This window comes from Bacillus sp. JK106, assembly GCF_053663355.1.
This window is the reverse complement of the sequence record NZ_JBSJQC010000003.1, coordinates 298,537-321,245: the sequence shown is the minus strand read 5'-3', so window position 1 is coordinate 321,245 and position 22,709 is coordinate 298,537. Positions and strand designations below refer to the sequence as shown.

At 48.8% G+C, this 22,709-nt stretch carries 27 protein-coding genes and 1 pseudogene; 18 read left to right on the top strand and 10 right to left on the bottom strand.

The genetic code is table 11. The annotated features are described in order from the left end of the window. Nucleotides 1-10: 10 nt before the first annotated feature. On the top strand, nt 11-757 hold the full coding sequence (locus ACWJJS_RS12180) for a polyketide synthase (RefSeq protein ID WP_077722557.1): 747 nt from the start codon (nt 11-13) through the stop codon (nt 755-757). A gap of 33 nt (nt 758-790) precedes the next feature. Here ACWJJS_RS12180 and proC read toward each other — a convergent pair whose 3' ends face one another. Next, the gene (gene proC, locus ACWJJS_RS12175) at nt 791-1,633 is read right to left on the bottom strand and encodes a pyrroline-5-carboxylate reductase (RefSeq protein ID WP_243662220.1); all 843 of its coding nucleotides are present in this window, start codon (nt 1,631-1,633) and stop codon (nt 791-793) included. A 395-nt stretch (nt 1,634-2,028) separates the two neighbouring features. Here proC and ACWJJS_RS12170 point away from each other — a divergent pair, with 395 nt between their 5' ends. From ACWJJS_RS12170 to ACWJJS_RS12150, 5 genes are all read left to right on the top strand, one after another. Further along, nucleotides 2,029-2,988 (top strand): MBL fold metallo-hydrolase, encoded by a 960-nt coding sequence (locus ACWJJS_RS12170; protein ID WP_077722556.1) that lies wholly within the window; start codon nt 2,029-2,031, stop codon nt 2,986-2,988. Between the two features lie 5 nt (nt 2,989-2,993). Beyond that, the gene (locus ACWJJS_RS12165; protein WP_416405674.1) at nt 2,994-3,770 is read left to right on the top strand and encodes an SDR family NAD(P)-dependent oxidoreductase; all 777 of its coding nucleotides are present in this window, start codon (nt 2,994-2,996) and stop codon (nt 3,768-3,770) included. A gap of 16 nt (nt 3,771-3,786) precedes the next feature. Next, nucleotides 3,787-5,136 carry a D-serine ammonia-lyase gene (dsdA, locus tag ACWJJS_RS12160; protein ID WP_454023600.1) on the top strand — a complete coding sequence of 450 codons (1,350 nt, stop codon included), beginning with the start codon at nt 3,787-3,789 and terminating at the stop codon, nt 5,134-5,136. Between the two features lie 75 nt (nt 5,137-5,211). Further along, the gene (gene coaA / locus ACWJJS_RS12155) at nt 5,212-6,171 is read left to right on the top strand and encodes a type I pantothenate kinase (RefSeq protein WP_003153290.1); all 960 of its coding nucleotides are present in this window, start codon (nt 5,212-5,214) and stop codon (nt 6,169-6,171) included. Nucleotides 6,172-6,195: 24 nt separating this feature from the next. Continuing rightward, nucleotides 6,196-6,585 carry a VOC family protein gene (locus ACWJJS_RS12150; protein ID WP_454023684.1) on the top strand — a complete coding sequence of 130 codons (390 nt, stop codon included), beginning with the start codon at nt 6,196-6,198 and terminating at the stop codon, nt 6,583-6,585. Between the two features lies 1 nt (nt 6,586). Here ACWJJS_RS12150 and ACWJJS_RS12145 read toward each other — a convergent pair whose 3' ends face one another. From ACWJJS_RS12145 to ACWJJS_RS12125, 5 genes are all read right to left on the bottom strand, one after another. Beyond that, nucleotides 6,587-6,754, bottom strand: coding sequence for a DUF4083 family protein (locus ACWJJS_RS12145; RefSeq protein WP_024085556.1), 168 nt, complete (start codon nt 6,752-6,754; stop codon nt 6,587-6,589). 91 nt (nt 6,755-6,845) lie between these two features. After that, on the bottom strand, nt 6,846-7,916 hold the full coding sequence (locus ACWJJS_RS12140) for an AI-2E family transporter (RefSeq protein WP_454023599.1): 1,071 nt from the start codon (nt 7,914-7,916) through the stop codon (nt 6,846-6,848). Between the two features lie 73 nt (nt 7,917-7,989). Then, on the bottom strand, nt 7,990-8,196 hold the full coding sequence (locus ACWJJS_RS12135; RefSeq protein ID WP_003153294.1) for a YqzH family protein: 207 nt from the start codon (nt 8,194-8,196) through the stop codon (nt 7,990-7,992). Between the two features lie 99 nt (nt 8,197-8,295). Beyond that, entirely contained in the window at nt 8,296-8,640 is a 345-nt protein-coding gene (locus ACWJJS_RS12130) for a YolD-like family protein (protein ID WP_071391657.1), read from the bottom strand. Nucleotides 8,641-8,654: 14 nt separating this feature from the next. Further along, the gene (locus ACWJJS_RS12125; protein ID WP_124692862.1) at nt 8,655-9,881 is read right to left on the bottom strand and encodes a DNA polymerase IV; all 1,227 of its coding nucleotides are present in this window, start codon (nt 9,879-9,881) and stop codon (nt 8,655-8,657) included. A gap of 215 nt (nt 9,882-10,096) precedes the next feature. On the opposite strand from ACWJJS_RS12125, the gene ACWJJS_RS12120 reads away from it, so the two are divergent. From ACWJJS_RS12120 to ACWJJS_RS12100, 5 genes are all read left to right on the top strand, one after another. Then, on the top strand, nt 10,097-10,567 hold the full coding sequence (locus tag ACWJJS_RS12120; protein ID WP_353575116.1) for a GNAT family N-acetyltransferase: 471 nt from the start codon (nt 10,097-10,099) through the stop codon (nt 10,565-10,567). Between the two features lie 12 nt (nt 10,568-10,579). Next, on the top strand, nt 10,580-10,924 hold the full coding sequence (locus ACWJJS_RS12115; RefSeq protein ID WP_003153298.1) for an antibiotic biosynthesis monooxygenase family protein: 345 nt from the start codon (nt 10,580-10,582) through the stop codon (nt 10,922-10,924). Continuing rightward, nucleotides 10,921-11,889: a bifunctional GNAT family N-acetyltransferase/GrpB family protein gene (locus ACWJJS_RS12110; protein ID WP_070082063.1), complete on the top strand. Its 969-nt coding sequence runs from the start codon at nt 10,921-10,923 to the stop codon at nt 11,887-11,889. Before ACWJJS_RS12115 ends, ACWJJS_RS12110 begins: the two co-directional genes overlap by 4 nt. Nucleotides 11,890-11,961: 72 nt before the next feature. After that, complete coding sequence (locus ACWJJS_RS12105; protein WP_014305346.1) at nt 11,962-12,324, top strand: iron-sulfur cluster biosynthesis family protein; 363 nt, start codon at nt 11,962-11,964, stop codon at nt 12,322-12,324. Then, nucleotides 12,299-12,538 (top strand): DUF2552 family protein, encoded by a 240-nt coding sequence (locus tag ACWJJS_RS12100; protein WP_003153307.1) that lies wholly within the window; start codon nt 12,299-12,301, stop codon nt 12,536-12,538. Before ACWJJS_RS12105 ends, ACWJJS_RS12100 begins: the two co-directional genes overlap by 26 nt. Nucleotides 12,539-12,577: 39 nt before the next feature. On the opposite strand, the gene ACWJJS_RS12095 is transcribed toward ACWJJS_RS12100, so the two are convergent. Then, on the bottom strand, nt 12,578-13,492 hold the full coding sequence (locus ACWJJS_RS12095) for an alpha/beta hydrolase (RefSeq protein ID WP_025649815.1): 915 nt from the start codon (nt 13,490-13,492) through the stop codon (nt 12,578-12,580). 122 nt (nt 13,493-13,614) lie between these two features. Here ACWJJS_RS12095 and ACWJJS_RS12090 point away from each other — a divergent pair, with 122 nt between their 5' ends. Then, the gene (locus tag ACWJJS_RS12090; RefSeq protein ID WP_070082061.1) at nt 13,615-13,839 is read left to right on the top strand and encodes a YqkE family protein; all 225 of its coding nucleotides are present in this window, start codon (nt 13,615-13,617) and stop codon (nt 13,837-13,839) included. A gap of 32 nt (nt 13,840-13,871) precedes the next feature. Here the strand turns inward: ACWJJS_RS12090 and ACWJJS_RS12085 are convergent, their stop codons facing one another. Then, nucleotides 13,872-14,792, bottom strand: coding sequence for an aldo/keto reductase (locus ACWJJS_RS12085; protein WP_077722550.1), 921 nt, complete (start codon nt 14,790-14,792; stop codon nt 13,872-13,874). A gap of 62 nt (nt 14,793-14,854) precedes the next feature. Further along, entirely contained in the window at nt 14,855-14,977 is a 123-nt protein-coding gene (gene mciZ / locus ACWJJS_RS12080) for a Z-ring formation inhibitor MciZ (RefSeq protein WP_003153315.1), read from the bottom strand. A 78-nt stretch (nt 14,978-15,055) separates the two neighbouring features. On the opposite strand from mciZ, the gene ACWJJS_RS12075 reads away from it, so the two are divergent. Beyond that, nucleotides 15,056-15,610, top strand: a complete 555-nt coding sequence (locus tag ACWJJS_RS12075; protein WP_003153317.1) for an NUDIX hydrolase — start codon at nt 15,056-15,058, stop codon at nt 15,608-15,610. Next, complete coding sequence (locus ACWJJS_RS12070) at nt 15,610-16,773, top strand: TIGR00375 family protein (RefSeq protein WP_017418076.1); 1,164 nt, start codon at nt 15,610-15,612, stop codon at nt 16,771-16,773. The genes ACWJJS_RS12075 and ACWJJS_RS12070 overlap by 1 nt, the downstream gene beginning before the upstream one ends. A 10-nt stretch (nt 16,774-16,783) precedes the next feature. On the opposite strand, the gene ACWJJS_RS12065 is transcribed toward ACWJJS_RS12070, so the two are convergent. Further along, nucleotides 16,784-17,137: a helix-turn-helix domain-containing protein gene (locus tag ACWJJS_RS12065; protein ID WP_003153320.1), complete on the bottom strand. Its 354-nt coding sequence runs from the start codon at nt 17,135-17,137 to the stop codon at nt 16,784-16,786. A 176-nt stretch (nt 17,138-17,313) separates the two neighbouring features. On the opposite strand from ACWJJS_RS12065, the gene ACWJJS_RS12060 reads away from it, so the two are divergent. From ACWJJS_RS12060 to ACWJJS_RS12045, 4 genes and pseudogenes are all read left to right on the top strand, one after another. Beyond that, entirely contained in the window at nt 17,314-18,303 is a 990-nt protein-coding gene (locus ACWJJS_RS12060) for a type I asparaginase (RefSeq protein ID WP_003153321.1), read from the top strand. A 37-nt stretch (nt 18,304-18,340) separates the two neighbouring features. Beyond that, entirely contained in the window at nt 18,341-19,768 is a 1,428-nt protein-coding gene (aspA, locus tag ACWJJS_RS12055) for an aspartate ammonia-lyase (protein WP_003153322.1), read from the top strand. 141 nt (nt 19,769-19,909) lie between these two features. After that, nucleotides 19,910-21,315: pseudogene (nhaC, locus tag ACWJJS_RS12050) on the top strand (Na+/H+ antiporter NhaC). 12 nt (nt 21,316-21,327) lie between these two features. Next, the gene (locus ACWJJS_RS12045; RefSeq protein WP_070082058.1) at nt 21,328-22,641 is read left to right on the top strand and encodes an NAD-dependent malic enzyme; all 1,314 of its coding nucleotides are present in this window, start codon (nt 21,328-21,330) and stop codon (nt 22,639-22,641) included. The last annotated feature ends 68 nt before the right edge of the window (nt 22,642-22,709 follow it).

The following is a 22,709-nucleotide window of genomic DNA, read 5'->3' as shown; positions in this document are numbered from 1 at the left end:
GAGAATAAACATGAATCCAATGATTGATGTACAGGAAACAGAACCGGGCATTGTGCAGGTCACAATGCAGGATACGGCCGGGAAAAACGGGCTGTCAGAAGAGTTTGTAAGAGAGCTGCACCGGGTATTCCAAGACATCAATGCCCATCCGTCCTATAAAACCGTTCTTCTGACGGGTTACGGAAATTATTTCTGCACGGGAGGAACGCAGGAGGGGCTTTTGACCATTCAGAGCGGAAAGCTTCAATTTACAGATTTAAAGCTTCACAGTCTTTTATTGGATTGCAGGATCCCTGTGATTTCCGTCATGCAGGGGCATGCGATCGGAGCCGGCTTTACGATCGGTCTGAGCTCGGATTTCGTCATTTTAAGCAGAGAGAGTTTTTATTCTTGTAATTATATGAAGTACGGATTTACACCGGGAATGGGCGCGACGTATATTGTGCCTGAAAAACTGGGAATTGTCCTCGGGGAAGAAATGCTGTTTACGGCCGCGAATTTCAGCGGCGCCGCTCTGGAAAAACGGGGTGTTCCGTTTGAAGTGCTTCCGAAAAAAGACGTCCTTCAAAGAGGCCGCGAATTGGCCCGGCTGCTGGCGGATAAACCGAGAGCCTCACTGGTTGCGCTGAAAACCAATGTCACCGCACGGATCAAAAGAGAGCTGGCAAAAGCGGTTGAGGAAGAGGTAAACATGCACGAAGCCACATTCCATCTTCCTGAAGTAAAAGAGAGAATCAGCCGTTTATACGGCAGTTAAACAGAATGAAAAAAGCATGGGATGCCCCATGCTTTATGACTGGTCCGTCTTTTGCAGAACGGAGCCTGCGAATTGTTCTTTAATTTCGGCGCTCCGGGCTGCGGTTTCTGCGATGCAGTGCATGATGGCTTCTTCAAAGCGGCGCTCGTCTAATGCGCGAAGGCCTGCTTCAGTCGTGCCGCCGGGGCTTGTGATTTCCTTGCGCAGGCGTTCAGGCCGTTTGCTGCTTTTTCTGAGCATTTCCGTCGCCCCGGCCATGGTTTGTAAAATCAGCTCTTTTGCCGTTTCTTCCGGCAGGCCGGCTTGAAGGGCGGCCTTTTCCATCGCTTCCACATACCGGTACACATAGGCGGGACCGCTTCCGGCAATGGCTGTGACGGCATCAAGGTGTTTTTCTTCAAAGAGCGTCGCTTCTCCGATTGTTTCCAGGAGCTCTTTTGCCGTCCGGATTTCAGCTTCACTCGCCTCGGAGCTTGCGGAAAAACCGGTCGCCGATTGCTGAATGGCCGCGGATGTATTCGGCATCGCCCGGATGATGGTGAGCTTTCTGCCGAAATATTGCTGAATCGTGTGAATCGTCAGCCCCGCAATGACAGAAATCACAAGCTGATCTTTCACGTATTCGCGAATGTTCTCAATGCTTTCTGCCGCATCTTTCGGTTTAAAGGCGAGAACAATAATGTCGGTATTGCTGAAAAACTCTTCTTTATCCCGGCACGGTTTCACTCCGTACGTTTTTTGGAGCTCTTCAAGCCGGCTGTCATTTGACCGGTTTGTCATATATATATGTCCGGGGGCTGTCATTCCGCTTTGCAGCAGTCCGTTCACCATTGCTTCCGCCATTGATCCGGCCCCGATAAAACCGATTTTCTTCATATAAATCCTCCTTCTTCTAAAACACAAAAAAACCTTTCCGTCAAAAAGGACGAAAAGGTTTCGCGGTACCACCTTACATTAGCACGAATCAGCCGTGCTCAGCTCAAATCCCGTAACGAGGGGATACGTTTAGGTTTTCCTAACCGCTCTGAGGGCAGGTTCTGTAAACAAGAGGGCCGCAATGTCTTTCAGCCGGGGACATTGCTCTCTGCTGCCGTTGTTTATATACTAGTTCCTCGTCATCGCGTTCCGTGTTTTCTAGTTTGTTGTTCATTATGCTATGCGAAAGAGCGGGATGTCAATCTTTTTTTCAGATATGCGGCAATAATGACACAGTGAAAAGAAAACGCTAAAATATGATTATTCAGGAATGAAAAGAACGAAGGAGCGTAAACATGGCAGCGAGAAAGATCATTCCGATACGTGTGCCGACTCCGTTTGCAGTCGGCGACGTTATCGTTTATTTAATAAAAGATGAAGCCTTAACCCTTATTGACTGCGGCCCGAATACAAAGGAAGCGGCTGAATCGCTCTCATTTCAGCTTAAGGAACACGGCGTTTCTGCGGCGGATATAGAACAGGTGGTGCTCACTCATCATCACGCAGATCATTCAGGTCTGCTGCACCTTTTTTCCGAGGATACGGAAGTGATCGGGCATCCGCTGAATGACAGGTACATTACTCAGGATCAGTCGTATATCGCCCGGCAGGAGGACTTTTTTCTGTCGCTTATGACTGAAATGGGCGTTCCCCTGACGCCTGAAGACATACATAAAACAGTTAAGCTGTCATACTTATTTTCAGCAAACCGTCCGTTAACGAAAACAGTGGAAGAAGGCGGGAAAATCGACGGGCTTAACGGCTGGACGGTGCTCGAAATCCCGGGTCATGCCGCTTCTCACATTGCGCTCTACCATGAAAAAAGCGGTGAAATGTTCAGCGGCGATCTGCTTTTGTCCAACAGCTCCACCAATCCGATTCTGGAAGCTCCGGAAAAGGGGGGCGTGCGCGCGGCCCCGATGCTCGACTACTTGAACTCAATGAAGCGGCTGTATGACGTAAACCCGTCCTTTTTATATCCGGGACACGGCGATCTGCTGACAGACGTAAAGCCTGCTTTTGACAGGCGGCTTGAAAAACAGAGAAATCGGTCGGAATATGTGCTGCGCCTGTTGTCAGAGGAAACGCTGACGGCTTTCCAGGTATGCCGGCGGCTGTTTCCGGCTGTGTACGAAAATGAATTATTTTTAACGATGTCAGAAACGATCGGCCATCTTGACGTACTGGCTGCAAAAGGGAAGGCCGAATCCTTTCAGTCGGGAAGCACTCTGATGTTTAAAGCTGTGAAGGGGTGAAGGAAATGGGCAGATTAACGGATAAGCGGATTTGGATCACCGGAGCATCCGGCGGACTCGGAGAACGGCTTGCATATTCCTGCGCGGCAGAAGGGGCTCATGTTTTTTTATCCGCCAGGCGGGAGTACCGCTTGCAGGAAGTGAAAAAAACCATTACCGCGCGCGGCGGACAGTGTGATGTCATTCCGTTTGACGTCCGGCATGCAGAAGAGGCTGAAAACGTAAGGCGTTTGATCGGTCATGTTGACGTATTAATCAACAACGCCGGCTTCGGCATTTTTGAAACGGCCGCTGATTCATCTTTGGAGGATATGAAGGCAATGTTTGAAGTCAACGTCTTCGGATTAATCGCCTGTACGAAGGCCTGTCTTCCGGTGATGCTTCATGCGAAAAGCGGCCATATTATCAATATCGCCTCACAGGCCGGCAAATTGGCGACGCCGAAATCAAGCCTTTATTCCGCAACGAAACACGCCGTTTTAGGGTATTCCAATGCGCTGCGGCTTGAGCTGGCCGGTACGGGTGTAGCTGTGACAACGGTTAATCCCGGTCCGATCAAAACAGACTTCTTTACAATTGCAGATAAAGAGGGCGGTTATGTGAAAAGCGTCGGCAGATGGATGCTTGATGCCGACCGTGTGGCAGAGCGTATTACATCCGTAATTCTGACGGATAAACGGGAAATGAATCTTCCGCGATGGATGAGTCTCGGGACGAAGCTGTATCAGCTTTTCCCTTCGTTTACAGAAAAACTGGCCGGCCGCGCATTAAAGAAAAAGTAACAAGGGGGAGAAAGGAATGTCCGACCGGGATATACACAAGGCATTGATGGCAGAGCCTTTAGTCAGGCAAATGGCGGAGGCGTGTGAAGTATTTTGGATCAACCCGCATAAAACCGATGATCCAGTAAAGAATGGCGCTGAATGGAAAAAGGAGATTGCCGAAGCGGAAGAAAGGCTGCGCCGGTTTGCGCCTTATATCGCGTCGGCTTTTCCGGAGACGGAAGCGGCGGGAGGCCTCATTGAGTCTCCGCTTGTCTTCATCAATGAAATGAAAAAGCGTCTGGAACAAAGCGCCGCTCAGGCTTTCCCCGGGCGTCTGCTTTTGAAATGCGACAATGAACTTCCGATTTCCGGTTCCATTAAAGCGCGCGGCGGAATTTACGAAGTGCTGAAGCATGCCGAAGACCTCGCGGTAAAAGCGGGAATGCTCTCAACAGACGATGATTACAGCATATTGACTGAGGAACGGTTTACCGCTTTTTTCTCAAAATACTCTATAGCCGTCGGTTCTACGGGCAATTTAGGTCTGAGTATCGGCATAATCGGCGCGAAGCTCGGCTTTTGTGTGACCGTTCATATGTCCAGTGACGCAAAGCAGTGGAAAAAGGAGCTGCTCCGGGAAAAGGGGGTTCGCGTCATCGAATATGAAGCAGACTACAGTCTGGCTGTCAAAGAGGGGCGCATGCAGGCGAAGCAGGACCCTTATTGTTATTTTATTGATGATGAGCATTCCCGGGATCTGCTTTTGGGGTATGCCGTTGCGGGAAGCCGTGTGAAAAAGCAGCTCAATCAAATGAACATAAAGCCTGGTGCAGATGAACCGCTTTTCGTTTATTTGCCGTGCGGGGTCGGAGGAGGCCCGGGCGGCGTCGCGCTTGCGCTAAAGCTGATCTATGGCGGGCATGTCCATATTTTTTTCGGTGAGCCGACGCATTCACCGTGTATGCTGTTAGGACTGTTTTCCGGCTTGCATGACGGAATCAGCGTGCAGGATATCGGCCTTGATAATCAAACAGCCGCCGACGGACTTGCGGTAGGAAGGCCGTCCGGACTGGCCGGCCCTCTGATGGAGCCTATACTCAGCGGCTGTTATACCGCTGATGACGGCACGCTTTTTTCGCTGCTTTATCAATTAAGAGCGACCGAGAATAAGAGCCTTGAACCCTCTGCACTTGCCGGTATGGCCGGAGCCGTCAAGTTCGTTCAGACCGAAGCCGGAAACCGTTATATAAAAGAGCGGGGGCTTGAGATGGAAAATGCCGTGCACCTTGTGTGGAGCACCGGCGGAAGCATGGTTCCCAAGGAGGAAATGGAAGAGTACAGCCGGATCGGTTCCTCATTTGTGAAAAAAATGGGCAGACAGTGAGGCGGTTTTCCGTTACAATCTTTGTAAGCGTTTGTTTTTTAATCGGAAAGCCATACAGAGAGATTGGTGTGAATTGTGAAAAGTAAAGAATTGAACTTACATACATTGTATACGCAGCACAGCCGCGAGTCGTGGGCCGGATTCGGCGGCCATCTTTCCATTGCCGTTTCAGAGGAAGAAGCCAAGGCCGTAGAGGGGCTGAATGACTACCTGTCGGTGGAAGAAGTAGAAACGATTTACATTCCGCTTGTGCGCCTGCTCCATCTTCATGTCACGTCTGCCGCAAGACGGAATCAGCATGTCAACGTGTTTCTGAAACATCCGCATTCAGCGAAAATCCCGTTTATCATCGGAATCGCGGGCAGCGTCGCCGTCGGCAAAAGCACGACGGCGAGAATTTTGCAAAAGCTTCTTTCCCGTCTGCCGGACAGGCCGAAGGTGAGCCTGGTGACAACCGACGGTTTCTTGTATCCGACGGCGGAATTAAAAAGGAAAAACCTTCTGTCCAGAAAGGGATTTCCGGAAAGTTACGATGTGAAAGCGCTGCTTGAGTTTCTGAACGATATAAAGTCAGGGAAAGAGAGAGTGGAGGCGCCCGTATACTCCCATCTTACCTATGACAGGGAAGAGGGCGCCGTCGAGGTTGTCGAAGGTGCGGATATCGTTATTATCGAAGGAATCAATGTCCTGCAGTCGCCAACCTTAGAGGACGACAGGGAAGATCCGCGGATTTTTGTATCGGATTTCTTTGATTTTTCGATCTATGTGGATGCCGAAGAAAGCCGGATTTTCACGTGGTATTTGGAGCGTTTCCGCCTCTTAAGAGAAACCGCTTTTCAGGATCCGGCTTCTTATTTTCATAAATTTAAGGATTTGTCTGATGCAGAAGCGGATACCATGGCCGCCTCCATTTGGGAGAGCGTCAACCGTCCGAATCTGTATGAAAATATCCTGCCGACAAAATTCAGATCGGATTTGATTTTGAGAAAAGGTGACGGCCATAAAGTTGAAGAGGTGCTGGTAAGGCGGGTGTGATATGAGGAGGAAGCGAATATTATGATGCATCATATTGAATTGTATGTATCTGACTTGAAAGCCTCCGCCCGGTTTTGGGGATGGTTTTTAGGTGAGCTCGGTTATAGGGAGTTTCAAAATTGGGACTCCGGCATCAGCTGGAAAAACGCAGGATTTTATGTTGTGCTTGTACAGACAGAGGAGCGTTTTTTAACACCGGAGTACCACAGATGCCGGGTCGGGCTGAACCATCTGGCTTTTCATGCTACATCAAGAGAGCAGGTTGACGAGATGACGGAAAAGCTGCTTGCCAGAGGATGCCCCGTGCTTTACAGGGACCGCCATCCATATGCAGGCGGAAGCACGCATTACGCTGTATACACGGAGGACCCGGATCGGATAAAGGTGGAGCTGGCTGCGCCTGCCTCTGAATGAACTATAACTTCTCGTTTTTTTCTTCGCGCAGCGCGTCGAGTTTCTTTTCGATTCTGTCCAATTGTATGCGGCGCTGCTTCAAGCTTCTGAATACGTATATCACGGCAAACAGGAAAAATGCGGCTGCAATAAATGAGATCAATTGAAAAATGACATCACCGATGTTCATCTTTTTTACCTCCGTGTGCGGCGGGCTTCTTCAGCCCGCCGTTTTTTCATTTTGACCGATGTGAAGACATGGGGGATGAATCATTTCTCTCTTAGCTTTGTGTTTTTCTGAGAATGAATAGTTTCTGCATGTGGCTTATGACCACTTTTGCGGCCGCATATCCCGGAATGGCCAGCAGCATCCCGGCAATTCCTGAGAATTTGCCGGCGGCAAGCAGAAGAAAAATAATGGTCAGCGGGTGAATGTCCAGCTTCCGTCCCATAATTTGCGGGGAAATCAGCTGGCTTTCAAGCTGCTGGACAATGACGACGACCGTAATCACCAGCACCGCCTCGGTCGGTGAATCGAACAATCCGACAATGACTCCGGGAAATGTGCCGATCCAAGGCCCGATAAACGGAATCAGATTTGTCACCATGGCGAACGCGCCCAGAACGAGCGGATAATCGAGCCCGATGATAAAATAGCCGATTGTGACGAGAACGCCGACACAGAAACTGACGAGCAGCTGTCCTTGTATGTATGAACTGAGAGCTTCATCCATGTCCCGAAGGATTTGTTTTCCTTCTTTTTGATGTTTTTCCGGAAGAAGCCGCAGCAGTCGCCGGGGGGCTTTATTTCCTTCTTTTAACATGTAATACAGCGCAAACGGAATAATGGCTGCGGTGATGGCGGCATTGGCAGCCGTACCGGCCAGACTGCTGAGAGAATCAGCGATTGAACCGGAATAATTTGCGGCTTTGTCCGCTAATTTTTTAAAGGAATCCCCATGCTGAAGCCTGGAAAACCATTTGCTGTCCTGAAGGTGTCCGATCCAATTTTCAGCTTTTGCGGAAAGCTCCGGAATATGATCTGTGAAGGCTGTAAACTGTTTTTGAACGGCAGGGCCCGCCGTATAAAGGAAGAGGACAAAAAGGCCGGCTGCTCCCGCATAAATCGCTAAAATCGCGATTCCTTCGGGCAGCTTTAATTTCGCATGCAGCAGTCTGACGAGCGGGCGGCACAAATAGTAAAGGACGCCCGATAATACAATGGGCGGAAACAAGGTTTTAACCGTAATCACAACAGGCTGGAACAAAAAGTCTATTAATGTTCCGAGATAAATGATGAGAAATAACAGAAGAACGGCATAACCGATCTTGAAATAAGGCCCGACAGGCATATCCTGCACCACGCAATCTTTAAGGGTTTACTCTCGGACGTTTCCCTTATCGCCCAGTGCATAAACGTCCGTGTCAGGAAAACTGCCCCTGATTGGTGACGTAATCGTAGATAATATCTTCTACATGGGCATGGAGATCCTCATCGGGTTCTTCATTCCTTCTTTCTTCTAAAGCTTTTTTTAAACTCTGTTTTTCATAGGGGCTCAGCGGATCTGTCGACACATTCCGTCCATACTGGCGGAGGGCTTGTCCCAGCATTTTTTCTATAAATTGATCCATCATATATTCTCCTATTCTTGTCATTCATCTTTATTCTACTAAATATCATGTGATCCTCCCACTCTTCTATCATATTTTCTGTCAGGACGATTTAGGCTCTTATTCCAGTTCAGCCGAGAGAATAAGATGAAACGGCAGCGTTAACGCATCTTCATCGTTTATGATTTTTAAACGTTTTTCGTCATGCCTCACTTGTTTTACCCATCCCCAAAAGCGGCGGGGGCCGTGTGCTGAAGCATAGGTGACCGAGATGGCTCTGTCTTCTTCAATCGACGCCGCAATGATGCGGTTCATGTCGTTCAGTTGCTCTTCGCTCAGTTCCGGAGGCCGGAATTCCCGTTCTTTTCGTTTTTTTGCAAGCAGCTGCTCCCGATGTTCGGGCAGCATCATCCGGCTTGATTCCCACATGACATTATACCCGGGTGTTAATTTGTTCGGATTCATGTATATCACCTCAATTATTTGTAATGCCCGCCGATTTTTTCAGCCCGGTGAAAGGCTTGGCCGGCCTCTGTCAGCGAAGCGGCATGGAGGAGCGACGCAGGGCCGTACCGCTCATGAATATCATCCAATACTTTGCCGAGACTGATCTTTTTTTCCTGAGCATCAAACAGGCTCAGCTGAACATAATCACAGGGCTCCAGCTGGGAAAGGGAGACGCCGGCGCTGCGGACGGGCTCACCGTTCCAATGCTCTTTGAAGAGCTTGACCGCCGCTTTAAAAATATCCATTCCGAAATTAGTCGGAGAGACCAGCTTTCTCTGTCTGTGAAAACCTGAAGGGAATTCAAAATCAGCGCCTCTGATGCTGACCGAAACCGTATGGCCGATGTATTGTTTGAAACGGGCGCGGCGGGCCACTTCTTCGCTTAACTCCAGCAGCACGACTTTGATATCCTCAAAGCGGCTGTAGTCTCTCGGGAGGGTCATGTTATGGCCGATCGCTTTTTGCCGGCTGTGCGTGTTGACGGTGACCGGAGAGGGATCGATGCCGCGGGCTGTCCGCTGAAGCAATTCGCCGTTAATGCCCCAGCGTTTTTTCAGCAGTTCGGCGGGGTGCCCGGCAAGCCCGCCGATTGTGCTGATGCCCATCCGTCTTAAATGATGCTCCATCCGTTTTCCGATGCCGAATAATTTTCCGACCGGCAGCGGCCACAGATCCTGCCTGATATTTGACATATCCAATCTGTGAATGCCGGATGCGTTTTTTTTGGCAAAATGGTCGCAAGCCATTTTCGCGAGCGCCTTATTCGGCCCGATGCCGACACGGGCATAAATTCCGAATTCACGCATAATCGCTTGCTGAATGCTTTCGGCAATTGTAAAAGGATCACCGAACAGCCGCCTGCTTCCGGTCACGTCGAGAAACTGCTCATCGATGGAGTAGGGTTCTACAAGATCGGTATATCGTTCAAACAGTTCGGTAATCATGACGGATACATCAATATACCGCTGCATCCGCGGACGGACAATAACGGCGTCGGGACATTTGGCCTGCGCTTCCCACAGCCGTTCGGCATTTTTTACGCCGTATCGTTTGGCGAGCGGACAAGCCGCAAGCACGACGCCGCTGCGTCTTTCGGGATCTCCCGAGACAATCACGGGCCGGCTTTTGAGATGAGGCGCTTCCGCTTTTTCCACAGACGCATAAAACGATTGCATATCAACAAGAAGAATATCAGCCATAAAAAAACCTCCGGGAACATTTGTTCTGTTTTTCATTGTACCCGAACAATGATCACGTTTATACTGGTAAATCATTCCCCGGCTGGAAGACGTGCTGATTCGTTTGCTTGAAAAGAAATCATTTACAATTGCAAACAACCCACATATAATTTTTTATATTCCAATGAGAAGAGCTGACATTCATTTTGCCGGACGAAAAGGAGAGTCAATCGATAATGGATATTCGAACAATTACCTCTGAAGACTATGAAATGGTTACGTCTGTTTTGAATGAATGGTGGGGCGGCAGGCAGATGAAAGACAAACTGCCGCGCTTGTTTTTTGAACATTTTCAGGACACAAGCTTTATCACGTACGGGCCGGAGGGAATGACCGGTTTTTTAATCGGTTTTCAGTCACAATCAGACCCTGAGACAGCCTACATTCATTTTTCCGGTGTGCATCCGGATTTCAGAAAAATGCAAATTGGAAAACAGCTCTACGACCGATTTATGGAGACGGTGAAAAAAAGGGGCTGCACAAAAGTCAATTGCGTGACGGCACCTGTCAATAAAGTATCAATCGCTTATCATACAAAATTAGGCTTTGAAGTTGAAAAAGGAACCAAAACCGTAAACGGAATCCCTGTTTTTGCGAATTATGACGGTTCGGGAGAAGACCGGATTCTGTTTGTGAAATATATGTAGAGGGGGATGTATATGGGTTTTTTAGCTGACACGCCCAAACCGCCCTATTATGCGGTCATTTTTTCATCAATAAAGGGAAAATATGATGAGGAATATGAGCATACGGCAGAGCGCATGATGAATTTGGCGGGCGGACAGCCGGGCTTTTTAGGCGCGGAAAGCGTTCGGGAGGAAAACGGCTGCGGCATCACGGTTTCCTACTGGGACAGCCTGGAGGCGATTAAAAGGTGGAAAGACCATACTGACCACCGGGCGGCAAAACAAAAAGGAAAAAGCGCCTGGTATGAAGCGTACGCGGTCCGCATTACGAAGACGGAGTCACAGCGGATGTTTGCGTCAAAAGGGGCGGAAGATTGATTACATTTTTACGGCATACACAAGAACAGACGGCGCGGGAAATTGCGGCGGTTCAACGCTGCTCTTATCAAAAAGAAGCCGAGCTGATCGGCTTTTTCGGCATTCCAGCCCTGCATGAAACACCCGATGACATACAGCGGTCACGGGAGACGTTTGCCGGTTTCAAGGAAAAAGATCGGCTTGCAGGCGTCATTTCGTATGAAAAAAAGGGATATGACCTTGTCATATGCAGGCTGACGGTGCACCCGTCCGGCTTTCGGAAAGGAATCGGACAGGCGCTTATTCAATTTGTGATAGATCAAAACCGGGACGCCCAAAAAATAGAGGCGGCTACCGCCAGTCAAAACGTTCCGGCAGTCTCTCTCTATTTAAAAACCGGGTTCATAGAAGCCGGACAGACAGAGACGCCGGAAGGGCTGACCCTCTCGTTTTTTCATCTTTATCCGAAGAGGAAAGCGGAAGTTGTTCCGTACAAGCCGGAATGGAAAGAGATGTTTGAAAGAGAGAAGGCGGACTTGATCCGAATCTTCGGCCCCGCTCTTCATTCTGTCAGCCATATCGGCAGCACCTCCATCCCGGGAATGGCCGCAAAACCCGTCATTGATATACTGGCGGAGGTCAAAGATATTTTGGACGCTGACCGATTCAGTCCGCAGCTGGAAGCACTCGGCTATGAGGCGAAAGGAGAAAACGGGATAGAGGGCCGGCGTTTCTTTCAAAAAGGCGGCAGCAAGCGCACACACCACATCCACATATACGAAACAGGCCATCCGGATGTGAAGCGTCATCTGCTGTTCCGGGATTACCTCACTGCAAAGCCTGAAAAAGCGGCTCAATACATGGAACTGAAACGGCGGCTCGCAAAGGCATACCCATACGATATGGAAAAGTATAGTGAAGGGAAAAATGACTGGATCAAGGCGGCTGAACAAGAGGCAAAGGACTGGGAGAGCAGGCTGCTGTAAAGAAAGCAGAAACAATGCATACAGCGGCTCCGGTATGCTACAATGGCGAAAATGAAAAACGGAGGATCATCTATGCAAATACATGTGACGGATGCGGCGAAACACACACTTCAGCAGGCGATGGACGCCAACCCGGGGAAAAAAGCGCAGCTCCGCTATGACGCAGAAGGCTGCGGGTGCGCGGTGAGCGGCGTGCCGACCATCTGGCTGGCGGACGAATTAACGGGACAATGCGAAGCCATTGAAACCAACGGACTTCCGCTTTACATCCAGACCTCACAAAAAGTGTTTTTTGACGAGGAAATGACAATCGATTACAATGAAAAGGCAAAAACGCTCGTCTTAAAAAGCCCGGCAGAGATGCTGAGCCCGAGAATGAGCATATTAGTAAAGCAGGGAGAAACGGAAAGTGAATCAAAAGCTGAAAGCCATTAAACAGACGGCACAGCATAAAACGTGGGTATCCTTTCTGAACAACAACCACCCGTACAGTCTGCTGCACTGGTCCATCGGAGGCGCTGAATCCGTTCAGAAGGATGTCTGGCTGCTTCAGGATGAGATGACCTTCAAAGCGCAGGAGTTTACGACAATCGACCTCGCCATTGACTGGATCGGAGAAAATATGGACGGGATTACCGACGTTTTATGACGGGAAAGCGAAAGAACCAGCATACGTTCTTTCGCTTTTTTACGTTTGCGTCATGGTATCTAAAAAGGTTTGAACGGCTTTGCGGTAGCTCTCCGGATTTTTGGTGTACGACATGGCATGCCCGCCCGATTCGGCCAGATAGAGCATCTTCGGGCCGCGTTTTCTGCGGTGCAGCAATTCGGAAGAAGCGGGAGGTATATAATCATCTTCCTTACTGTGAATAAACAGCACGGGCTGCCGGATTCGGCTGATAACCGATAAAGGCGATACATCACGGATACGGTATCCTTCTCTCATCCGCAAAAAGAAATCAGCCAAAGGCAGAAGCGGCCACGGAGGCAGCCGGAACTCCCGCTTCAGCCTGTAGGCGAGCTGATCGCGAAAGCTTGCGAACGGACAGTCCGCAATATAAAAATCAGCGCCGTTTTCATCCTGATGCCCGCCCGCGTATAATAAGGCCGTCACCGCTCCCATCGATTCCCCGTGGATGCCGATTTGACCGCCGTCTCCCGTTTTGTGTCTCACCCAATTCACGGCTTCTTCCAAATCATCTTTTTCAAAATAGCCGTAGCTCGTCGTTCTGCCGCCGCTTTTTCCGTGCCCGCGGTGGTCATATACGAGCACATTCCAGCCTAAATCTAAAAATAAATCCATGTATTTCAATGAATTGAACGAATTTACGGTAACGCCGTGACAAATAATCATGGTGTTTGCCGTATGATGCGGGGCGACGTAAAAGCCTTTGATCTCATACCCGTGGCGTGACAGGATGACGGCCTCTTCTTTTTCCATGGCCTGAAAGGAATCAAATCTATCATGCCCGTCGGCCGTTTCTTTTTTCATGATATCTTCATCCGTCTTTTTCTTCATAAACATAATCAGATTCGTAAAAGCGAATCCGGCAGCCAAAAAGACTGCGCAAGCCGAACCGAACACCGCCAGCCATTTTTTCACACAGGCACCCTCCTTTCATATGAAAAATCCTTCCTCCGGCTTTTCAGGACCGTGAACGTTGCCGGCCTCCGGCGCTCCGTGGTACACTTGCTTCACCATATTCAGATACGGGGGGCGTAATGATGAAAAAGCAGCTGCCTAAAGAAAAACACAGCTTAAAAGACGATCTGGGGGAAGATCTGAAGGCCAGGCTTTTGCAAATGAAAAGTGAGCTGAAGGAAGAAGACGAGAAAAAACAGGCGCAGCAAAAAGCGGAACAAATCAGAAAACGAAAAGAAAAAGAAAAAAATAAAAGCTTTGAAGAGCTGCTGAATGAAAGCAGTCTCGATTGGCACAAATATAAATAAACCGGCATCTGACAAGGTGCCGGTTTTATTGTTTAAGAACGATGGGCTTCGTATACGTCCCGTTTTGTATGGTATTGCAGGGCTTTGATTTCCTGGCTGCTTAAACGCCGGGCCTCTGCAGCCGAACAGTTTTCTCTCAGCTGCTCAAGTGAGCTGGCTCCGGTGATGACAGAAGCGACGGCCGGCTGTGACAGTAAGTATTGAAGGGAAAGCTCCGTCATGCTCAAGTCAGGTGCGGCAGCGCTGATCGCTTTTTTGGTTTCTTCCAGTTCCGCAAAAGAATATGTTAAATAGCCGTTCTCTTTTACGCTTGCGGCTGCTTGATCAAGCGGTTTTTTCGTAAGAAGCCCTTTAGCGACAGGCCCTCTGGCGACAACGCTGATTCCGTTCTCCTCTAAAAGGGGAAGCCACTCCTCGGGACGCCGGTCCAGCAGGCTGTATTGCATCATAACGCTGGTGATATTTGATTTTTTCACATATTCTTTAATGACATTCGGACGAATCGAGGAAATGCCGTAATACCGGATGACGCCTTCCTGTTTTAAGTCCTCAAACGCTTCGATCGTTTTGTCAATATGATCTTCCATCGTGCCGCCATGCAGCTGATAAAGGTCGATATAGTCCGTTTTCAGCCGGCGCAGACTGTTTTTGACCGCTTCTTTTATGTATCCTTTGGAAGCATCCCAATGCCAGCCGTCTTTATCATCATTCCAGCGGTTTCCGGCTTTCGTGGCTAAAATGATGTCGTGCCTGCGGTTTTTGACGGCCTCCCCGACAATTTCCTCATTTCTGCCGAAATCATAAAGATCAGCGGTATCTAAATAATTGATTCCAAGCTCGATCGCTTCATCCAAAATAGACAGCGCTTCAGCTTTATCCGTGCCCAGCGACATACAGCCGAGCCCGATTTCGCTTATTTCTAAATCAGAATGTCCCAGTGTGCGTTTTCTCATCGTTTCGCTCCTTTTTATAGTCTTTTATTGACCGTAATATAAAGGCGCGAAGTTTTCAACTGTTAAGGCCCGGTGATCCAATCTCCGACATAGCGGAATGTCCGTCCGTATTCTTTCAGTTTAGCCCGCACTTCCCACGCCTTTCCGACCAATACGATACTTTTATCCTTCCGGTACACCTTCAATCGAAAAGCACCTCCCTCTCATGCATGTATGATAAAATATATGAGGCATAATAGAGAGACAGAACGGGAGATGACATGATGAAACATTTAGAAGAAAAAACACTTGCGAAAAAAAAGCTGTATGACGGGAAAGTCATAGATCTTTACTTAGAGGATGTAGAGCTCCCGAACGGAAAAACAAGCAAGCGGGAAATCGTCAAACATCCGGGAGCGGTGGCCGTACTTGCGGTGACCGAAGAAGGAAAAATCATTTTGGTGAACCAGTTCAGAAAGCCGCTGGAACGGACAATCGTTGAAATTCCGGCCGGGAAGCTTGAAAAGGGAGAAGAGCCGGAACATACGGCGTTAAGAGAGCTCGAGGAAGAAACGGGATATACGGCGGAAACCTTGACGAAAATCACCGCTTTTTATACATCACCCGGGTTTGCTGATGAAATCGTGCATCTCTTTCTTGCGGAAGGGCTTTCGCCGCTGGAAGAAAAGCGCGAACTGGATGAGGATGAATTTGTCGAAGTCATGCAGGTCACGCTTGAAGAGGCCGTGAAGCTGATTGAATCCCGCAGGGTGTATGACGCAAAAACGGCGTACGCGATTCAGTATCTCCAGCTGAAAGAAGCGCTGAAGGAAAAATGATGAAAACCATCTATGCCGATCTGCATATTCATATCGGCCGCACCTATACGGGAAAACCGGTCAAAATCACCGGGGCCAAAACGTTGACGCTGCACCGGATTTTAGAAGAAGCCAGTGAGGGGAAGGGAATTGAACTATTGGGCATCATCGACTGCCATTCTCCGGAAGTCATAGAAGAAATCGAGCGCGGAATTGATGAAGGCAGATACCGTGAGCTGAAAGAAGGCGGCATCCGGTATCGGAATACGACGCTTCTATTGGGCAGTGAGCTTGAAATCTATGATCACACATGCCGCGGGCCGATTCACGTTCTCGTCTTTATGCCGTCTCTTGCCGAAATGAAGATGTTTTCTGAGTGGCTCGCAAAAAGGCTTAAAAATATCCATCTCAGTTCCCAGCGTATTTATGAAACCGGTTTGAATCTTCAAAGGAAAACAAAGGAATTGGGCGGGCTGTTTATTCCCGCCCATATGTTCACCCCGCATAAAAGCCTGTACGGAAAAGGGGTCATATCTTCTTTGACAGAAGTTTTCGACCCGGCGCTCATTGACGCGGCGGAACTCGGGTTAAGCTGTGACACCGACATGGCTTCGCGGGTAACGGAACTTGATCCGTATACATTTTTAACAAATTCTGATGCGCATTCCTTAGGAAAAATCGGCAGAGAATATAATGAAATGCTTCTTAAAGAAGCGAATTTCACGGAATTTTCGCTGGCTTTAAAAGGGAAGGACGGAAGAAAAATCACGGCGAATTACGGGCTGAACCCGAAGCTCGGGAAGTATTACCGGACGGCTTGCGACCGCTGCGGCGGCCCAGTGGAAAAAGGAGCTTCCGCCTGTCCGGAGTGCGGGGGGAAAACAATGACAAAAGGGGTCAGTGAACGGCTGGAGGAACTGAGCGGACCGAAAAAAAGCCGCGTGCCGCGGCCGCCGTATATTCATCAAATCCCGCTGCAGTTCATTCCGGGGGTCGGGCCGAAAACGTTAGACAAACTGAAGCGGGCTTTCGGGACGGAGATGGCGATTCTTCATCAGGCGCAAGAAGAGGAATTGGCGCGTGTCGTCCAGCCTAAAATAGCGGCTGTCATTCATAAAGCGCGCACCGGGCAGCTCGTCCTTGAGGCCGGGGGCGGAGGGACGTACGGCAGAATCAAGCCGTAAAAGCCGGATTTTAGCGGAGCTCCTCCTGCACCTTCTTTTTCGTGCGGACAAACGCAATCAATTCGATGATTTCATCCTGATTCAGCGGCTGTCCGTCAACGGTCAGTGTGCCGCGGCCTTGTGCGGCGTTTGTTAATTCGATGGTCTGGGTAAACGGCTCCGCCTTTTTTTCAGTGCGCCCCAGTAAATCGTCGCACGTCGTGTCAAACAGATCGGCAAGCGTGCCCAGCGCCTCGAATGACGGACGCCGGTATCCTGATTCATACCCGGCGTACGTGCTTTTGGCGATGCCGAGACGGTCAGCCGTATATTGAAGAGACCAATTTTTCTTTTTTCTCAGTTCAGTTAAACGATCTAAATTCATATTCAAAACCGCTCCTTTTCACTTGAGCAAATTATATCATATCGATATGCAAAAGTGTACGCGAATTGAATAATAATCACTTGATTAATTTCAATCGTCTGTCTATAATTTGATTAAAAGTATGCGAAAAGCGAATGCTTAACACATCTTGAGAAATGGATGAAGAGGTGCAGGGTATGAAAAAATTATTGCTGTTAACAACCGGAGGAACAATCGCCTCAGTCGAAGGAGAAAACGGGCTTGCACCCGGGGTGAAAGCAGACGAATTGTTAACCTACGTATCAAAACTTGATAACGATTACACGATGGAAACCCATTCGTTAATGAACATCGACAGCACAAATATGCAGCCTGAATACTGGGCCGAAATCGCAAATGCTGTCAAAGAAAAATATGACGCATATGACGGGTTCGTCATTACGCACGGGACAGACACAATGGCGTATACATCAGCGGCACTGTCTTATATGCTTCAGCATGCTGATAAACCGATCGTCATTACGGGTTCGCAAATTCCGATTACATTTCAAAAAACCGATGCCAAAAAAAATATCACGGACGCGATCCGCTTCGCATGTGAAGGGGTGGGCGGCGTATACGTCGTATTTGACGGCAGAGTCATTCAAGGCACACGCGCCATTAAATTAAGAACGAAAAGCTATGATGCATTTGAGAGCATTAACTATCCGTATATCGCGTTTATTACCGAAAACGGAATTGAATACAACAAACAAGTGCACATGCCAAAAGACGATGCCTTTACGGTCAATACCTCACTTTGCACGGACGTGTGCCTGCTCAAGCTCCACCCGGGGCTGAAACCGGAAATGTTTGACGCATTAAAGGGCATGTACAAAGGGATCGTCATTGAAAGCTACGGCAGCGGCGGCGTGCCGTTTGAAGGAAGAGACATTCTCGCCAAAGTCAATGAAATGATTGAAAGCGGCATTGTCGTCGTCATTACGACACAATGTCTTGAAGAAGGAGAGGACATGAGCGTCTATGAAGTCGGCCGAAGAGTCAATCAAGATCTCATTATCCGCTCCAGAAATATGAACACGGAAGCCATCGTGCCGAAATTAATGTGGGCGCTCGGCCAGTCTCACAACTTGGCTGAAGTCAAAAACATTATGGAGACACCGATCGCAGACGACGTTGTACTGTAAAAACATGACTACCACAAAGAGAAAGTAGGGTTTTAGCATGACAAACGCGCAAAAAGAATATCGTCAGGAAAAAGATTTCCTCGGAGAAAAACAAATTGAAGCTGATGTGTATTACGGAATACAAACGCTGCGCGCGAAAGAAAACTTTCCGATTACCGGATACCGCATCCACGAAGAAATGATTAATGCGCTCGCCATCGTCAAAAAAGCGGCGGCGCTTGCCAATATGGATGTAAAACGGCTGTATGAAGGAATCGGAAATGCGATTGTCCAGGCCGCAGATGAAATTCTCGAGGGGAAATGGCATGACCAATTCATCGTCGATCCGATCCAAGGGGGAGCCGGAACGTCCATGAACATGAATGCCAACGAAGTAATCGGCAACAGAGCGCTTGAAATCATGGGGCATAAAAAAGGTGAATACATTCACCTCAGCCCGAACACACACGTCAACATGTCACAATCGACGAACGACGTGTTCCCGACGGCAATCCATATTTCCACCTTAAAACTTTTGGATAAGCTCCTTGATACGATGGCGCATATGCTGAGTGTCTTTAAGGATAAAGCGAAACAATTTGATTCTGTCATTAAAATGGGGCGCACACACCTTCAGGACGCTGTGCCGATCCGTCTCGGACAGGAATTTGAAGCATACAGCCGCGTGCTCGAGCGTGACATAAAGCGAATTAAACAATCCCGCCAGCATCTGTATGAAGTCAACATGGGGGCAACGGCCGTAGGTACGGGACTTAACGCCGATCCGCGCTACATAGAACAGGTTGTAAAGCACCTGGCTGACATCAGCGGACTGCCGCTTGTCGGCGCCGGCCATTTGGTTGACGCCACACAAAACACTGATGCGTATACGGAAGTTTCAGCCGCGTTGAAAGTATGCATGATGAACATGTCTAAAATCGCCAACGATCTGCGCTTAATGGCTTCAGGCCCGCGCGCGGGACTTGCGGAAATTTCACTGCCCGCCCGTCAGCCGGGATCATCCATTATGCCAGGGAAAGTCAACCCTGTAATGGCAGAGCTGATCAACCAAATCGCCTTCCAGGTCATCGGGAATGACAATACGATCTGCCTCGCTTCAGAAGCGGGCCAGCTGGAGCTTAACGTAATGGAGCCGGTACTCGTATTTAACCTGCTTCAATCCATCAGCATCATGAATAACGGGTTCCGTTCATTTACCGATCATTGTCTGGCGGGAATTGAAGCCAACGAAAAACGTCTGAAGCAATACGTGGAAAAGAGCGTCGGCGTCATTACAGCGGTCAATCCGCACCTCGGGTATGAAGCGGCTGCGCGAATTGCCCGTGAAGCCATCATGACGGGGCAATCTGTAAGAGATCTCTGCCTTCAAAATGATGTACTGACAGAAGAAGAATTGGATATCATTTTGAATCCGTATGAAATGACAAAACCGGGGATTGCCGGAAAAGATCTATTAGAAAAATAAATTTTAAAGCAACAACAGCCGCCTTTTCACGTTTTTCAGTGAAAAGGCGGTTGCCATACAAAGGGATGAGGCAGTATAGTATAATTTGTTATATCATTTGATGAAAGCGTTTTAGCTTTTTTCTTCTAGGGGGATTTTCTTGTGAAAGAGGTCAGATTGCCAAATTTATTGGAAATTATTATCTTATTATTCGGGTTTTTAGCACTTGTCTTATCGTTCACAGTGTTTTTAGACCTGCCGATCCAGCTAGCTCTATTAATATCCTGGTTTTTCGCTATTATTCTCGGAGTCAGGCTGGGATATTCATATAAAGACTTGCAGGATTCGATTGTCACCGGGATATCAAACGGTCTTGAAGCGGTGTTGATTCTCGTTTCGGTCGGTGCGCTCATCGGGACATGGATTGCCGGCGGTGTTGTGCCGACGTTAATTTATTATGGTTTAGAGTTTATTAATCCTCATATTTTCCTTCTGGCTACACTGGTTATTTGTTCCGTTATGTCCGTTGCGACCGGAACGTCGTGGGGAACCGTGGGAACCGCGGGGATCGCCATGATTGCCATCGGAGAGGGAATGGGTATACCGCTTCCGATCGTAGCGGGAGCCGTTTTGTCCGGCGCTTACTTCGGAGACAAGCTTTCACCGCTGTCTGACAGTACGGTGCTTGCCTCCACGCTTTCTAAGGTGGATGTGCTGTCACACGTCAGAGCGATGATGTATCTGTCAATTCCGTCCTATATTATTACGGCCATTCTATTTACCGTAACGGGATTTATATACGGCGGAAAAAATATTGATCTCGACAAAGTGGAATTTTTAAAGTCTTCATTGCAGAAAACGTTTGACATTCATATATGGATGCTCATCCCGGCTGTTGTCGTCGTTGTCCTTCTGATTTTGAAAAAGCCGTCTATGCCCGTTATCGTCATCGGTGCTTTGCTTGGCGCAATCTGGGCTTCCGTCTTTCAGGGAATGAATTTTGCCGATGCCATTGCGACTGCTTATAATGGTTTTTCCATTAAAACGGACGTCGAATTTTTAAACGGCCTGTTAAACCGCGGAGGCATTACCGGTATGCTGGATACGTTAGTCGTTATTCTGTTCGGTCTCGGTTTTGGGGGAATTCTTGAGAAGCTGGCGTATTAAAAGTGATTGTCTCAACTTTTGAGAAAAAGCTGACCACACCGGGAAATGTAACGCTTTCGACATTGATCGTCGCCCTTTTAGGAAACATTTTCGGCTGTGCGATGTACGTGTCATTGATTCTGACGCCGAAAATCATGGAGAACAGTTATGATAAACTGAAACTTGACAGAAGAGTTTTATCCCGGAACGCAGAGGTGGGCGGCACGCTTACTTCAGGGATGGTGCCGTGGTCTGATAACGGCATCTATATGGCCGGCATTCTCGGCGTATCCACATTTTCTTATCTGCCGTTCATGTGGCTCAGTTTTGTATCTATCGGACTGGCAATATTGTACGGATACACGGGGAAATTCATTTGGTACACGAAAGAAAAATCCTTGCAATCTCAAAAATTGGGTTAGGAGGTTCATTTCATGATTACAAAGCATATGATTCGGACGTTAATGATTGAAACGCCGACTGTTCCCGGAAATCTCGGAAAAGTGGCAACCGCCATCGGAGTGATGGGCGGAGATATCGGGGAAGTTGAAACCGTTAAAGTCGGCCCGAACTACACAATGCGCAACATCACGGTGCAGGCCGAAAATGAAGAGCAGCTGCAGGAAATCATTCAAGCCATTGAAGCTCTCGGGGAAGGCATTCGGCTTCATACAGTTTCAGATGAAGTGCTCTCTGCTCATGAAGGCGGCAAAATTCAGATGAAAAGCAAAATGCCGATCCGGACATTGGCTGAGCTTGGCCGTGTTTATACGCCGGGCGTCGCCGATGTGTGCCGACTGATTGAAAACGAGCCCGAAAAAGCGTCCATCTATACGACAATCAGCAATTCTGTCGCCATTGTCACCGACGGCACGGCGATTCTCGGCCTCGGCAATATCGGTTCTGTCGCGGGAATGCCTGTAATGGAAGGGAAAGCCGCGCTTTTTGACCAGCTGGCGGGTATCAGCGGAATTCCGATTTTGCTCGACACCTCTGATCCGGAAGAAATCATTCGTACGGTAAAACATATTTCTCCGGGGTTCAGCGGAATTCTGCTTGAAGATATCGGTTCGCCTCACTGCTTTGACATTGAAGACCGCCTGAAAGAAGAACTGGATATTCCGGTTATGCACGATGACCAGCACGGCACGGCGGTCGTCACGCTCGCCGCCGCCATTTCCGCTTGTAAAAGCGCCGGTCTTGATTTAAAAGAAGCGAAGGTCGGACAGATCGGTCTCGGCGCGGCAGGCGTCGCCATCTGCCGCATGTTTATGGCATACGGAGTCAAAGCGGTCTGCGGAACGGACAAGTCAGAAGACGCAATGAACCGCCTCGCTCAGTACGGAGGTCAGCCGCTTGGAAGCATCAAAGATTTAATGGACACGTGTGACATTGTGATCAGTACCACCGGAGTTCCGGGTCTCATTAAAAAAGAGGATGTCAGAAAAGGACATGTCATTCTGGCCTTATCTAATCCGAAGCCGGAGATTGAACCGGAAGAGGCATTACAAGCCGGGGCCGCTTATGCAGCCGACGGCCGTTCGGTCAATAATGTTCTCGGCTTCCCGGGTATTTTCCGCGGCGCGCTGAACGCCAAAAGCAAGAAAATCGACCATGAAATGCTTGTGGCGGCCGCAGAAGCCATCGCCTCTTGCACAAAACACGGCGATCTCGTGCCTCAGCCTTTGGATGCGGACGTGCATCAGGCCGTATCAGCAGCCGTAGAACGGGCCGCGGCAGGAAAATAAACAACTCTTACAGTACCGGACATGTGCCGGTGCTGTTTTTTTATCATGAATAGGAAGCGGAATTCTTA

What these genes read in the sequence shown, in the direction of transcription:
- ACWJJS_RS12170 (WP_077722556.1), top strand. Translation starts at nt 2,029, where the DNA reads ATGGCAGCGAGAAAGATCATTCCGATACGTGTGCCGACTCCGTTTGCA.
- ACWJJS_RS12075 (WP_003153317.1), top strand. Translation starts at nt 15,056, where the DNA reads ATGAAACATTTAGAAGAAAAAACACTTGCGAAAAAAAAGCTGTATGAC.
- proC (WP_243662220.1), bottom strand. Translation starts at nt 1,633, where the DNA reads ATGAAGAAAATCGGTTTTATCGGGGCCGGATCAATGGCGGAAGCAATG.
- ACWJJS_RS12065 (WP_003153320.1), bottom strand. Translation starts at nt 17,137, where the DNA reads ATGAATTTAGATCGTTTAACTGAACTGAGAAAAAAGAAAAATTGGTCT.
- ACWJJS_RS12070 (WP_017418076.1), top strand. Translation starts at nt 15,610, where the DNA reads ATGAAAACCATCTATGCCGATCTGCATATTCATATCGGCCGCACCTAT.
- aspA (WP_003153322.1), top strand. Translation starts at nt 18,341, where the DNA reads ATGACAAACGCGCAAAAAGAATATCGTCAGGAAAAAGATTTCCTCGGA.
- ACWJJS_RS12045 (WP_070082058.1), top strand. Translation starts at nt 21,328, where the DNA reads ATGATTACAAAGCATATGATTCGGACGTTAATGATTGAAACGCCGACT.
- ACWJJS_RS12135 (WP_003153294.1), bottom strand. Translation starts at nt 8,196, where the DNA reads ATGGATCAATTTATAGAAAAAATGCTGGGACAAGCCCTCCGCCAGTAT.
- ACWJJS_RS12180 (WP_077722557.1), top strand. Translation starts at nt 11, where the DNA reads ATGAATCCAATGATTGATGTACAGGAAACAGAACCGGGCATTGTGCAG.
- ACWJJS_RS12085 (WP_077722550.1), bottom strand. Translation starts at nt 14,792, where the DNA reads ATGAGAAAACGCACACTGGGACATTCTGATTTAGAAATAAGCGAAATC.
- dsdA (WP_454023600.1), top strand. Translation starts at nt 3,787, where the DNA reads ATGTCCGACCGGGATATACACAAGGCATTGATGGCAGAGCCTTTAGTC.
- ACWJJS_RS12140 (WP_454023599.1), bottom strand. Translation starts at nt 7,916, where the DNA reads ATGCCTGTCGGGCCTTATTTCAAGATCGGTTATGCCGTTCTTCTGTTA.
- ACWJJS_RS12165 (WP_416405674.1), top strand. Translation starts at nt 2,994, where the DNA reads ATGGGCAGATTAACGGATAAGCGGATTTGGATCACCGGAGCATCCGGC.
- ACWJJS_RS12105 (WP_014305346.1), top strand. Translation starts at nt 11,962, where the DNA reads ATGCAAATACATGTGACGGATGCGGCGAAACACACACTTCAGCAGGCG.
- ACWJJS_RS12150 (WP_454023684.1), top strand. Translation starts at nt 6,196, where the DNA reads ATGCATCATATTGAATTGTATGTATCTGACTTGAAAGCCTCCGCCCGG.
- ACWJJS_RS12125 (WP_124692862.1), bottom strand. Translation starts at nt 9,881, where the DNA reads ATGGCTGATATTCTTCTTGTTGATATGCAATCGTTTTATGCGTCTGTG.
- ACWJJS_RS12115 (WP_003153298.1), top strand. Translation starts at nt 10,580, where the DNA reads ATGGGTTTTTTAGCTGACACGCCCAAACCGCCCTATTATGCGGTCATT.
- ACWJJS_RS12090 (WP_070082061.1), top strand. Translation starts at nt 13,615, where the DNA reads ATGAAAAAGCAGCTGCCTAAAGAAAAACACAGCTTAAAAGACGATCTG.
- ACWJJS_RS12145 (WP_024085556.1), bottom strand. Translation starts at nt 6,754, where the DNA reads ATGAACATCGGTGATGTCATTTTTCAATTGATCTCATTTATTGCAGCC.
- ACWJJS_RS12130 (WP_071391657.1), bottom strand. Translation starts at nt 8,640, where the DNA reads ATGAATCCGAACAAATTAACACCCGGGTATAATGTCATGTGGGAATCA.
- ACWJJS_RS12060 (WP_003153321.1), top strand. Translation starts at nt 17,314, where the DNA reads ATGAAAAAATTATTGCTGTTAACAACCGGAGGAACAATCGCCTCAGTC.
- ACWJJS_RS12120 (WP_353575116.1), top strand. Translation starts at nt 10,097, where the DNA reads ATGGATATTCGAACAATTACCTCTGAAGACTATGAAATGGTTACGTCT.